Below are 13,143 nucleotides of genomic sequence, written 5' to 3' on the forward strand. Positions count from 1 at the left end.
TTTCTTTCTGATATTTTGAAACAAAATATTTTTTAACCCTCATTCTTTAATTTTTTTATGAGTAAATCTAAAGCAGTCGCTAAAGCTCAGGCTAATCAAAGAATCAATTTCTCCGAAGCAAAAGGGAAAATTGTGACTCCTGACTTTTTGGACATTCAGATCCAATCTTTCAAAGATTTTTTCCAGTTGGATACCCTTCCGGAGCAAAGACTCAATGAATCTTTGTACAAAACCTTTCAAGAAAATTTCCCAATTACCGATTCCCGAAACAACTTCGTTTTGGAGTTTTTGGATTATTTGGTTGATTCCCCAAGATACTCGATCGACGAGTGTGTAGAAAGAGGTTTAACTTATTCAGTTCCTCTAAAAGCGAGATTAAAACTGTACTGTACAGACCCGGAACATGAAGATTTCCAGACTGTTGTACAGGACGTTTATTTAGGACCGGTGCCATATATGACGCCTTCCGGTTCATTTATCATCAACGGTGCAGAGCGTGTTATTGTAACACAGTTACACCGTTCGCCGGGTGTTTTCTTTGGTCAGACTTATCACGCCAACGGAACAAAATTGTATTATTCCCGTATTATCCCTTTCAAAGGATCTTGGATGGAATTTACAACCGACATTAATAATGTGATGTTTGCGTACATCGACCGTAAGAAAAAATTGCCTTTAACAACATTGTTAAGAGCGATTGGTTACGAGTCTGATAAAGATATCCTTCAGATTTTCGACCTTGCAGAAGAAGTTAAGGTTTCTAAAGCAGCTTTGAAAAAAGTAGAAGGCAGAGTACTTGCTGCGAGAGTTTTGAACACCTGGTTCGAAGATTTCGTGGATGAAGACACTGGTGAAGTAGTTTCTATCGAAAGAAACGAGATCATCTTAGACCGTGAAACTGTTCTTGAAAAAGAACACATCGATATGATTATGGATTCTGGTGTGAAATCAATTTTGATTCACAAAGAAAATGCAAACGAATTTTCTATCATCCAGAATACTTTACAAAAAGATCCAACCAACTCCGAAAAAGAAGCGGTGGAATATATTTACCGTCAGTTGCGTAATGCAGATCCGCCAGATGAGGAAACTGCACGTGGAATTATTGAAAAATTATTCTTCTCTGAGCAGCGTTACTCTTTAGGTGAAGTTGGGCGTTACCGACTAAATAAAAAATTAAACCTGAATATCCCGGAAAAAACTGAAGTTTTAACGAAAGAGGATATTATCGCAATTGTACGTCACCTTATCGAATTGGTGAATGCAAAAGCGGAAGTAGATGATATTGACCACTTGTCAAACCGACGTATTAAAACCGTTGGTGAGCAATTATCAGGTCAGTTCAGCGTAGGTCTTTCCAGAATTGCAAGAACCATCAGAGAGAGAATGAACGTTAGAGATAACGAAATCTTTACTCCAATTGATTTGGTGAATGCGAAAACTTTAACTTCTGTGATCAACTCGTTCTTCGGAACCAACCAGTTGTCACAGTTTATGGATCAAACCAATCCATTATCCGAGATCACGCACAAGCGTAGACTCTCGGCTTTAGGACCTGGTGGACTTTCAAGAGAAAGAGCAGGTTTTGAGGTACGTGACGTTCACCATACACACTACGGAAGAATTTGCCCTATTGAAACTCCAGAGGGACCAAACATTGGTTTGATTTCATCTTTAGGTATTTATGCGAAAATCAACAGTCTTGGTTTCATCGAAACTCCTTATAGAAAAGTAGAAAACGGTAAAGTTGACTTGAAGACTGCACCAGTTTACTTAAATGCGGAAGATGAAGAAGATCGTGTAATTGCGCAGGCGAATATCGAGATGAAAGACGACGGAACCATCAGCACTGACCGTGTGATTGCACGTTTGGATGGTGATTATCCGGTTGTTGAGCCGCAACAGGTTGACTTGATCGATGTTGCACCGAACCAGATTTCCGGTATTTCTGCGTCATTAATTCCTTTCTTGGAGCATGATGATGCGAACCGAGCGTTGATGGGATCGAATATGATGCGTCAGGCCGTTCCGTTATTAAAACCGGAAGCACCAATTGTTGGAACAGGTTTGGAAAAACAGGTTGCTACAGATTCACGTGTTTTAATCAATGCTGAAGGAACTGGTGTTGTAGAATATGTGGATGCAAATAAGATCACCATTAAGTATGACAGAACTGAAGATCAGGATCTCGTATCTTTTGATTCAGGAACTAAAACATATAAATTAACCAAATTCCGTAAAACCAACCAGAGTACAACCATCACCTTGAGACCAAACGTAAGAGTAGGCGACAAAGTAGAAAAAGGTCAGGTTCTTTGTGACGGTTATGCGACAGAAAATGGAGAATTAGCGATCGGTAGAAACCTTACTGTAGCATTTATGCCGTGGAAAGGGTACAACTTCGAGGATGCGATTGTAATTAACGAAAAAGTAGTGCGTGAAGACTGGTTTACTTCAATTCACGTTGATGAATATTCACTGGAAGTCCGTGATACCAAATTAGGTATGGAAGAATTAACTGCGGATATCCCGAACGTTTCCGAAGAAGCCACTAAAGATCTTGACGAAAACGGTATGATTAGAATCGGTGCTGATGTGAAGCCTGGTGATATTATGATTGGAAAGATTACTCCAAAAGGAGAATCAGATCCAACACCGGAAGAAAAACTTTTGCGCGCGATCTTTGGTGACAAAGCAGGAGATGTAAAAGATGCTTCGTTGAAAGCGGATTCTTCTTTAAGAGGAGTTGTTATCAACAAAAAACTGTTCTCCAGAAACATCAAAGACAAAAAGAAAAGATCCGAAGAGAAATTGAAACTTGAGGAAATCGAAAATACGTACAAAGCGAAATTCGATGAATTAAGAAATACACTTCTTGAAAAACTAGGAACTTTAGTTAACGGTAAAACTTCACAAGGCGTAAATAACGACCTTAACGAAGAAATTATCGGTAAAGGCGTGAAGTTTACTACAAAACTTCTACAATCTGTTGAAGATTATGTAAACGTAAGCGGCGCGGACTGGACTGTAGATGCAGAGCGTAACAGCTTGGTAAAACAGTTGATCCATAACTATAAGATTAAATATAACGACATTCAGGGGATTAAAAACCGTGAGAAGTTCGCAATTTCAATTGGTGATGAGCTTCCTGCAGGTATCATTAAACTTGCCAAAGTTTATGTTGCTAAAAAACGTAAACTGAACGTAGGTGATAAAATGGCGGGTCGTCACGGTAACAAAGGGATCGTTTCCAGAATTGTACGTGAAGAAGATATGCCATTCTTAGAAGATGGAACTCCGGTAGATATCGTTTTGAATCCACTTGGTGTACCTTCCCGTATGAATATTGGTCAGATTTATGAGACCGTTTTAGGCTGGGCAGGTCAGAAATTAGGATTAAAATTTGCAACGCCGATTTTCGACGGAGCAAGTTTAGACCAGATTACAGAGTATACCGACCAGGCAGGTTTACCAAAATATGGCAGCACTTACCTTTATGACGGAGGAACAGGTGAAAGATTCGCGCAGCCGGCAACGGTTGGAATTATTTACATGTTGAAACTTGGTCACATGGTAGATGATAAAATGCACGCACGTTCTATCGGACCTTACTCATTGATTACGCAGCAGCCGTTAGGTGGTAAAGCGCAGTTCGGTGGACAAAGATTTGGTGAGATGGAGGTTTGGGCATTGGAAGCGTTTGGCGCTTCAAATATCCTTCGTGAAATCCTGACCGTGAAGTCGGATGACGTGATTGGTAGAGCTAAAACTTACGAAGCAATTGCAAAAGGTGAAGCAATGCCTGAACCAGGTATTCCGGAATCCTTCAATGTATTGTTACATGAGTTACAGGGTCTTGGTCTTGATGTAAGACTTGAGGAATAATTTTAAATTTTAAATTCAAATTTTTCGGCCTTTTAGCCCGGAAAAAATCTAAAATCTAAAATCTACAATCTAAAATCTAAGAAATGTCAAACAAAAATAAAACAAGTAATTTTACAAAAATTACGATTGGACTTGCTTCTCCGGAAATCATTTTGCAGGATTCCCGCGGTGAAGTTTTAAAGCCCGAAACTATTAACTACCGTACGCACAAGCCGGAAAGAGATGGTCTTTTCTGTGAGAAAATCTTCGGTCCTGTTAAGGATTATGAGTGTGCGTGTGGTAAATACAAAAGAATCCGATACAAAGGAATCGTTTGTGACCGTTGTGGTGTAGAAGTTACAGAGAAAAAAGTTCGTAGAGAAAGAATCGGCCATATTGGTTTGGTTGTTCCTGTAGCGCACATCTGGTATTTCCGTTCTTTGCCGAATAAAATCGGATATCTTTTAGGATTGCCGTCTAAGAAATTAGACATGATCATCTATTACGAAAGATATGTCGTAATTCAGCAGGGTATGGCGAAAAAAGCCGACGGCGCTGACTTTGATGACAAAGAATTCTTAACTGAAGAAGAATATCTGGATGTTTTGGAAACTTTACCACCGGATAATCAATATTTAGATGATTCGGACCCGAATAAATTCATCGCCAAAATGGGTGCTGAAGCGGTTGAAGAATTATTGAAAAGAATTGATTTAGATGCATTGTCGTTCGATTTACGTCACAAAGCACACAACGAATCTTCAAAACAAAGAAGAACTGAAGCCTTAAAAAGATTAAACGTTGTTGAAGCCTTGAGAGGTGCAAACACACGTATGGTCAACCGTCCCGAATGGATGATTATGAGAGTGCTTCCGGTTATTCCACCCGAATTGAGACCTTTGGTTCCATTGGATGGTGGTCGTTTTGCGACTTCAGATTTAAATGACCTTTACCGTCGTGTAATCATCAGAAACAACCGTTTGAAGAGACTTTTAGAGATTAAAGCTCCGGAAGTAATTCTTCGAAACGAAAAAAGAATGTTGCAGGAATCGGTGGATTCACTTTTTGATAATACCAGAAAATCTTCTGCTGTAAAATCAGAATCCAACAGACCGTTGAAATCACTTTCTGATTCACTAAAAGGTAAGCAAGGTCGTTTCCGTCAAAATTTATTAGGAAAACGTGTGGATTATTCTGCGCGTTCGGTAATCGTCGTAGGTCCAAACTTACAGTTACACGAATGTGGAATTCCAAAAGATATGGCAGCGGAACTTTACAAACCGTTCATCATCAGAAAACTGATTGAAAGAGGAATTGTAAAAACCGTAAAATCTGCCAAAAGAATCATCGACAGGAAAGAACCTGTTGTTTATGACATCCTAGAAGGCGTAATGAAAGGTCACCCAGTACTTTTAAACCGGGCACCTACGCTTCACAGATTAGGAATCCAGGCCTTCCAACCAAAAATGATTGAAGGAAAAGCGATTCAACTTCACCCGTTGGTAACAACGGCATTTAATGCCGATTTCGATGGTGACCAGATGGCTGTTCACTTACCTTTAGGTCCGGAAGCTATATTAGAAGCACAGCTTTTAATGCTTGGTTCCCAGAATATCTTGAACCCTGCAAATGGTTCACCGATTACCGTTCCTTCTCAGGACATGGTTTTGGGTCTGTATTTTATGACCAAAGAATTATCTTCAACTGATGATATGAAAGTGAAAGGTGAAGGCCTTGCTTTCTATTCTCCGGAAGAAGTAGAAATCGCTTATGCTGAAGGACAGGTGTCTTTAAATGCAAAGGTAAGATGTAGAGTTCCTGTGAAAGAAGAAGGAGAATTGGTAACACGACTTACCGAAACTACGGTGGGTAGAGTTTTATTCAACCAGATTGTACCGAAAGAAGTTGGTTTTGTAAATGAACTTTTAACCAAGAAATCATTGCGAAATGTAATTGGTAGAATCTTGGCCGATACTGATTTCCCGACAACTGTACGCTTCCTGGATGATATGAAAGACTTAGGTTACTCCAATGCATTCAAAGGTGGTCTCTCATTTAGTTTAGGAGATATCGTAATTCCGGAAGAAAAGAAAAGCATGATCGCTACCGCTGTGGAAACAGTTGATGAGATCAAGGCCAACTATAACATGGGATTGATTACCGATACCGAAAGATACAACCAGGTAATTGACGTTTGGACCAATACCAACGCCGGATTAACCGAGATGATCATGAGCAGAATGAAAACCGACCAAGGTGGGTTCAATTCCGTGTACATGATGCTTGATTCCGGTGCAAGGGGTTCCAAAGAGCAAATCCGTCAGCTTTCCGGTATGCGTGGATTGATGGCAAAACCGCAAAAAGCGGGCTCTACAGGGGCAGAAATTATTGAAAACCCAATTGTGGCCAACTTTAAAGAAGGTCTGTCAATTTTGGAATACTTTATCTCCACTCACGGTGCTCGTAAAGGTTTAGCAGATACCGCTTTGAAAACTGCCGATGCGGGTTACCTGACCAGAAGATTGGTAGATGTGGCGCAGGACGTTATCATTACAGAAAACGACTGTGGTACTTTACGAGGAACAGAAATTACACCGCTTAAGAAAAACGATGAGATTGTTGAAAGACTTTCTGAAAGAATCTTAGGTAGAGTTTCTTTACATAATGTTTACGATCCCGAAACCGACGAAATTATTTTGGAAGCTGATCAATTAATTGATGAAGCAATCGCCAAAAAAATCGAAGCTGCGGGTATCGATATCGTAGAAGTTCGTTCGCCATTGACTTGTGAAGCGAAAAAAGGAATATGTGCCGCTTGTTACGGTAGAAACTTAGCAACCGGAAAACCAATTCACATGGGTGAAGCGGTAGGTGTTATCGCAGCACAATCCATCGGTGAGCCGGGAACTCAGTTAACATTGAGAACCTTCCACCAAGGGGGAACTGCAGGAAATATCTCCGAAAATCCTTCCATCGTTGCAAGACGTGATGGTATCGTAGAAATGGACGAAATCCGTACCGTAACTTCCGAAAACGAAGAAGGTAAAAAAGCGGAAATCGTAGTTTCACGTTCGACAGAATTCCGTTTGGTAGCAGACAATGCTGCCAGAACGCCATTAATGGTTGCGAATATTCCTTATGGATCTGAGTTGGCTGTAAAACCGGGTGACAAAGTGAAAAAAGGTGATTTAATCTGTAAGTGGGATCCGTATAACGCGGTAATTATTGCAGAATCTGCAGGTAAAATCGAGTACGAAGATATTATCCAAGGGGTTTCCTTCCAGTTGGAAATTGATGAGCAGACTGGTTTTGAAGAGAAAGTAATTTCTGAATCTAGAAACAAGAAAGCCGTACCAACTTTGAAAGTTGTAGACTCTAAAGGTGTTGAACAAAAAGCTTATAACCTACCGGTTGGCGCTCACATTATGGTAAATGATGGTGAGAAGATTAAAGCAGGTAAAGTAATGATCAAGATCCCAAGAAAATCAGCAAAATCAGGGGATATCACCGGTGGTCTTCCTCGTGTTACCGAATTGTTCGAAGCGAGAAATCCTTCCAACCCGGCGGTAGTTACAGAAATCGATGGTGTAGTATCTTATGGAAAAATCAAAAGAGGTAACCGCGAGTTGATCGTAGAAGCTAAAACCGGAGAAATCTCCAAATATTTGGTGAAACTTTCCAACCAGATTCTGGTACAGGAAAATGACTTCGTGAGAGCTGGTTCGCCACTTTCTGATGGATCTACCACACCGGATGACATCTTGAAAATCAAAGGACCAACTGCCGTTCAGGAATATTTGGTTAATGAAATTCAGGAGGTTTACCGACTTCAAGGGGTGAAAATCGATGACAAACACTTTGAAATTATTGTTCGTCAGATGATGACCAAAGTTTCAATTGTAGATGGTGGAGATACTCAGTTTCTCGAAGGTGCTTTAGAGCACAAAGGTGATTTCTTAGAAGAAAACAACCGCGTTTTCGGCCTTAAAGTAGTTGTTGAAGCTGGCGATTCGAAAGAATTTAAACCAGGTCAGATGATTACTGCAAGAGAACTTAGAGACGAAAATTCTAAACTGAAACGTGAAGATTTAGCCTTGGTAGAAGTTCGTGAAGCTTTATCAGCAACGGCAACTCCTGTTTTACAGGGGATTACCAGAGCCGCGCTTCAAACCAAATCGTTCATGTCGGCGGCTTCCTTCCAGGAAACTACCAAAGTTTTGAATGAAGCAGCAGTTTCCGGAAAAGTAGATTACCTGAGCGGTCTGAAAGAAAATGTAATTGTAGGACACAGAATTCCTGCAGGTACAGGTCTGAAAGATTATCAAAATGTAATCGTAGGTTCTAAAAAAGAATTCGAAGACATCAATTAAAATAAGACAAAAAGACATCAGATTTCAGAATTTTAATTTCTGAAGTCTGATTTCTGAAGTCTACAATCTAAAATTAAAAATTTAAAATATTTCAAAAAATGGACAACCAAGATCAAAACCAAAATCAAGATCAGAACAACATTAACATTAACTTAAACGAAATGGTTGCACAGGGCGTATATTGCAACCTTGCGTTGGTGAATAATTCACCTTCAGAATTCGTTTTGGATTTTATCCAGATGATGCCCGGAGTTCAGCAGGCAAACGTAAGATCAAGAGTAATTCTTGCTCCATTGCACGCAAAAAGAGTATTGGCAGCTTTGCAGCAAAACATCGCGAACTACGAGCAGCAGTTTGGTGAAATCAAAGAAGTTGAACCTTTCGTATTAGGTCAAAATAACGTACAGGCGTAATTAGTTTCCACGTTTTTTCAAACTAAATCCCGGTTCAGTAATGTACCGGGATTTTTCATTTGTGTTTTTGAGAGAAGCTCACAGCAAGCTGTTTTTGAGAAATTTTTTCTCCATCATTTGTGTACCTGCAAATATACATTCAATTAAGGTAAAGTTTTTGTACATTGCTGTACATTATTAACTGCCGGCAAGTGACACAAATAGAAATGTTAAATTCATGAATCGGAATACAGACGCACTTCTTCAGCTCCGTCTAAATGTAATTGATCAGTTTGGGAAGCAGATCGTAACTGCCACCGACTGCGAAAATCTTGCAGCTATTCTTGCAGAAAAACTTAAGACCAATATCAGTGCCCAAACTTTGCGGCGGTTTTTTGGATTGATTAAAGCATCTTCACAACCAAGCCTCTATACATTGGATATCCTGGCGAAATTTTGCGGATTTACCGATTTTCATCACTTTGCAGATTTTAAGACAAACAGCGAGCTGGAATTATTCTTCGGTTCTGCCGAAGATTCAGGAAATGATTATTGGCTTAAAAGTGAGCAACTTTGCAGGCAAATAGCTGATTCGCCCTTTCACCTTGCCACCATCCATCACCGAATGATGCCTTTTCCATTAGTTAGAAAATATTTCATGGAAAATCACCCGATGCGCGACATGCTTGGGACCGTGTATTCGCAATACTTCATGTCTTACCTTAAATTCAACCAAACAAACGAAGCCCGAATTTTTGCATATGGTTTCCTCTACCAAAGTGCTTTTTTACAAGGAAATCAGGAACTTATGCACCTTTTTTTTCAAAAAGTAAAGGAGACAGAACTTTCGCCGGAAGTGTTTGTAATTCCCGCCGGACTGAAATTCGGAATAACACTTCATTATGCCGATTATATCGGTGATGAAATTCTGTTCACTAAAACGTATTCAGCAATGAAAGCCAGTCGCGAACTATATATTTCCGCTTCAAAATCCTCTGTCTGCAGTTTTGAATACACGGTTCTTGAATCGCTGATTTTTACGGAACGTAAAAGTGAAATACGGTTATTACTCGAAAACAACACTTTCCAAAGCAGTGCTCAGCAAAATTTTATTCCGTCTCAAAGGAAATTAACACACGATGAGGTTTGGAAAATTCTCTCTGCAGTCGGCTATCACAAAATCGGCGACGAAGAAACTGCCAAAAAATTTGCAGAGCGTGTAAATCTGGAAAATCTCGGTTTTGGCTGGCAAAAATATTATTCAATAATCTATTACTTCCTGCTGCTTGAAATTGTAGAATTAAAAGAAAAGTCCAAAATTCTTAAAAAACTGCATCATCTAATTTCGGAAACGCATTTCACGCACTTTGAAGAAAAACTATCGTTATACAATTCGAAGAAGCAACAGTTTGCTGGAACCAACCAAGTTGAACCTTTAATGGGTAAAAACATTTAGTACAGCTTTTTTTAATCAATCCTGTTTCATTTAAAGGAATTGGGACTTTTTCCGGGCTAAAACCTCATTTTTTTATAAAATTCCCTACTTTAGAAAAATGAAATAAATTTATTCTAGCATGAAAAAAATAATTCAACTCTTTCTATTTCTATTCAGCGCAAATACTTTTTTTCCTGCTTCGCAGCCCTTTTTTCAGAAAACAGAACAGCTTATTTTAAAAGTCAAAGTTATCGGAATTAAAGACGGCGACACCGTTGAGGTTTTATATTATCAGCTTCCAATCGTCGTGCGGCTTGAACACATCGATGCGCCTGAAAAAAAACAGGCTTTTGGTTTTGTTTCAAAGCAAAAACTCGCTGAACTTGCTTTCGGAAAAACAGTAACATTAGTGAGCACCGGAAAAAAAGGAAATTACGATGCGCGCGGCCGCATAATCGCGGAAATTTATTTGAATGAAAAAACCTGCCTTAACAAAGAAATGCTGAAAGCAGGTTTAGCCTGGCATTATAAAAAATATTCCTTGAATCTGGAATATGCAAAGCTGGAACTTTTAGCACGCAGAAATAAAGTCGGTTTGTGGTCCGAAAAATCTCCCGTCGCGCCCTGGGAATACCGGAAATAATTTCAAAAAAATATCGCCTTAAAAGACGATATTTTTTATTTTTCTATAGCTGCACCATTTCGGTGACTTCCACATCATAGCCGCCTACCAAAGGTTTTTGGTGAATATTCTGCGAAATCACACGGAATTTATTAATTCCTAAATTTTTCAAAATCTGCGTTCCAATTCCGTAATCATGAAAATTCGAGGCTAAAGTCGGTCTTTTTTCCTGACCGTCCTGGAAGTCCAAAAACTGCTGAAGTTTGCGCATCGTGTTTTCTGAATTCGAAACGTTGTTGATGAAAATAATCGCGCCTTTTCCTTCAGCATTGATCATCGAAGTTACTTTTTCCAGCAAAGGTTTTTCACCACTTGTCAACCGGCTTAACACATCAAAATATGAATTTGAAGCCTGTACGCGCACTAAAATCGGTTCGTTTTCTGCCCATTTTCCTTTTGTTAAAGCAAAATGAATTTGGTCTGTACTTGTTTCTTTAAAAGCGAAAAAATCAAATTCGCCATAGAAAGTTTTTACTTTTCTTTCCTCGATACGTGCGATTAAATCGCCTTTTTTCAGCTGATATTCAATTAAATCTTCGATGGAAACCAGTTTCAGGTCATGTTTTTTCGCCAGCGCGTACAGTTCCGGCAGTCTCGCCATGGAACCGTCATCATTCATGATTTCGCAAATCACGCCGCCTTCCTGCAAGCCCGCAAGTTTAGTTAAATCAATGGCAGCTTCGGTGTGACCGGCCCTTTTTAAAACGCCGCCTTTTTTTGCGCGTAACGGAAAAATATGTCCCGGTCGCATAAAATCCGCCGGTTTTGTATTCGGATCCATTAAAGCTAAAATCGTTTTGCTGCGGTCGCTCGCGGAAATTCCGGTAGAAACGCCTTCACCCAACAAATCTACGGAAACGGTAAAAGCGGTTTCTTTCGGATCGGAGCTGCGCGTCACCATAATATCGAGGCCAAGTTCGTCGCATCTTTTTTCCGGAAGCGGCGTACAGATGAGACCGCGACCATGAATTGTCATGAAATTGATGATTTCCGGCGTCGTCAGTTCTGCAGCAGAAAGAAAATCTCCTTCATTTTCTCTGTTTTCATCATCAACTACGATGATGATTTTTCCGTTTTTTAGATCTTCAATCGCTTCAGCAATCGTATTTAATTGAATGTCTGACATTTTACTTTTAGATTTTTGCAAAGATACTGAGATTTAGCGCAATCGACAATTGAAATACGGCTTTTGCTAAAAGCGAAAAATTTGTTCTTTTAACGCCCAATTTTTCTGTTTGATAAAAGTCAAAAATTTGTTCTTTTAATGCCCAATTTTTCGAATTTACTGAACGGAAAAATTTGCCGCTAAAATGCCTAAAAAATTTCTTTTACCACTTCGCTGAAAATCTCGTACGATCTTAAACGCGCTTGCTGCTCGTAGATGTGTGACGTAATCATCATTTCATCCACACCGAAAGCGGCTTGAAACTGCTGCATTTCATTTTTAATTTTTTCCGGACCGCCCACGAAACTGTAGCGCAACATGCGCAGAACGTGTGTTTTTTCCATGTAATTCCAGACTTTTTCAATGTCGTCAACCGGCGGTGAATACGGTTTTCTGTCATTTCTAATGATATTCAGAAAAGCCTGATAAAGTGTAGTTGAAAGTTTTTTGGCTTCGGCGTCGGTCTCCGCGGCAATTCCGTTTACACACGCTATAATATATGGTGTCGGGAATTTTTCACTTGGCTGATAGTTTTGGCGGTAAATTTCAAAAGCGGCTTCCATCATATCCGGCGCAAAATGTCCGGCAAAAGCATAAGGTAAGCCCATTTCGGCAGCCAGCCACGCGCTGTCGGTGCTGGAACCTAAAATATAAATCGGGATATCACAGCCTTCACCCGGAATTGCGCGGACCAGGCTTTCCGAATTTTCCGTGGAAAAATACCTTTGCAACTCCTGAATTTGATGCGGAAAATGCTGATTGATATTCTGCGGATTTCTACCCAGCGCTTTTGCCGTTAAACCGTCGGTTCCCGGCGCGCGACCAACGCCCAAATCAATTCTGTGCGGAAAAAGACTTTCCAAAGTCCCGAACTGTTCTGCAATGACGAGCGAGCTGTGGTTCGGCAACATGATACCGCCGGAACCTACGCGGATTTTTTTCGTTCCGTTTGCGATAAATCCGATTAATACTGAGGTTGCGGAGCTTGCAATGCTCGCCATATTATGATGTTCTGCCAGCCAGAAGCGTCTGTAATTAAGATTTTCCACCTTTCTGGCAAGTTCTAAACTGTCATTAAATGTATCGTGTATCGTTTTATTCTGCTTTACCGGCGCTAAATCCAGTACAGAAAGTTCAAATTTTTTCATAAAAAGTAAGTTACCAAAATAGTTTTAAAATTTCCGGAAATTCTGCCTATCATTGTGATTGATTTTTTCGAGCAGAAATGGCAAATT

Annotated in this window: 7 protein-coding genes; 5 read left to right on the plus strand and 2 right to left on the minus strand. The window is 39.9% G+C overall.

The features are described 5' to 3' along the window. The first annotated feature begins 57 nt into the window (after positions 1–57). The 5 genes from rpoB to OA84_RS04420 all read left to right on the plus strand — a co-directional run bounded on the left by rpoB (position 58) and on the right by OA84_RS04420 (position 10,704). Positions 58–3,885: a DNA-directed RNA polymerase subunit beta gene (gene rpoB, locus OA84_RS04400; protein ID WP_039343046.1), complete on the plus strand. Its 3,828-nt coding sequence runs from the start codon at positions 58–60 to the stop codon at positions 3,883–3,885. A gap of 83 nt (positions 3,886–3,968) precedes the next feature. Next, positions 3,969–8,234 (plus strand): DNA-directed RNA polymerase subunit beta', encoded by a 4,266-nt coding sequence (rpoC, locus tag OA84_RS04405; RefSeq protein WP_039343048.1) that lies wholly within the window; start codon positions 3,969–3,971, stop codon positions 8,232–8,234. Positions 8,235–8,332: 98 nt separating this feature from the next. Then, positions 8,333–8,647 (plus strand): DUF3467 domain-containing protein, encoded by a 315-nt coding sequence (locus tag OA84_RS04410; protein ID WP_039343049.1) that lies wholly within the window; start codon positions 8,333–8,335, stop codon positions 8,645–8,647. Between the two features lie 217 nt (positions 8,648–8,864). Further along, positions 8,865–10,082 (plus strand): hypothetical protein, encoded by a 1,218-nt coding sequence (locus OA84_RS04415; RefSeq protein ID WP_039343051.1) that lies wholly within the window; start codon positions 8,865–8,867, stop codon positions 10,080–10,082. Positions 10,083–10,200: 118 nt separating this feature from the next. Next, entirely contained in the window at positions 10,201–10,704 is a 504-nt protein-coding gene (locus OA84_RS04420) for a thermonuclease family protein (protein WP_039343053.1), read from the plus strand. A gap of 43 nt (positions 10,705–10,747) precedes the next feature. Here OA84_RS04420 and ribB read toward each other — a convergent pair whose 3' ends face one another. After that, positions 10,748–11,869, minus strand: coding sequence for a 3,4-dihydroxy-2-butanone-4-phosphate synthase (ribB, locus tag OA84_RS04425; RefSeq protein WP_039343055.1), 1,122 nt, complete (start codon positions 11,867–11,869; stop codon positions 10,748–10,750). 188 nt (positions 11,870–12,057) lie between these two features. Then, positions 12,058–13,056: an LLM class flavin-dependent oxidoreductase gene (locus OA84_RS04430; RefSeq protein WP_039343058.1), complete on the minus strand. Its 999-nt coding sequence runs from the start codon at positions 13,054–13,056 to the stop codon at positions 12,058–12,060. Positions 13,057–13,143 lie beyond the last annotated feature (87 nt).

The organism is Kaistella solincola (assembly GCF_000812875.1).
In the GTDB taxonomy this organism is placed as follows: domain Bacteria; phylum Bacteroidota; class Bacteroidia; order Flavobacteriales; family Weeksellaceae; genus Kaistella; species Kaistella solincola.

Excerpts from the sequence above, each read along its gene's own strand:
- ribB (WP_039343055.1), bottom strand. The coding sequence starts at position 11,869 with ATGTCAGACATTCAATTAAATACGATTGCTGAAGCGATTGAAGATCTA.
- OA84_RS04430 (WP_039343058.1), bottom strand. The coding sequence starts at position 13,056 with ATGAAAAAATTTGAACTTTCTGTACTGGATTTAGCGCCGGTAAAGCAG.
- OA84_RS04415 (WP_039343051.1), top strand. The coding sequence starts at position 8,865 with ATGAATCGGAATACAGACGCACTTCTTCAGCTCCGTCTAAATGTAATT.
- OA84_RS04420 (WP_039343053.1), top strand. The coding sequence starts at position 10,201 with ATGAAAAAAATAATTCAACTCTTTCTATTTCTATTCAGCGCAAATACT.
- rpoB (WP_039343046.1), top strand. The coding sequence starts at position 58 with ATGAGTAAATCTAAAGCAGTCGCTAAAGCTCAGGCTAATCAAAGAATC.
- rpoC (WP_039343048.1), top strand. The coding sequence starts at position 3,969 with ATGTCAAACAAAAATAAAACAAGTAATTTTACAAAAATTACGATTGGA.
- OA84_RS04410 (WP_039343049.1), top strand. The coding sequence starts at position 8,333 with ATGGACAACCAAGATCAAAACCAAAATCAAGATCAGAACAACATTAAC.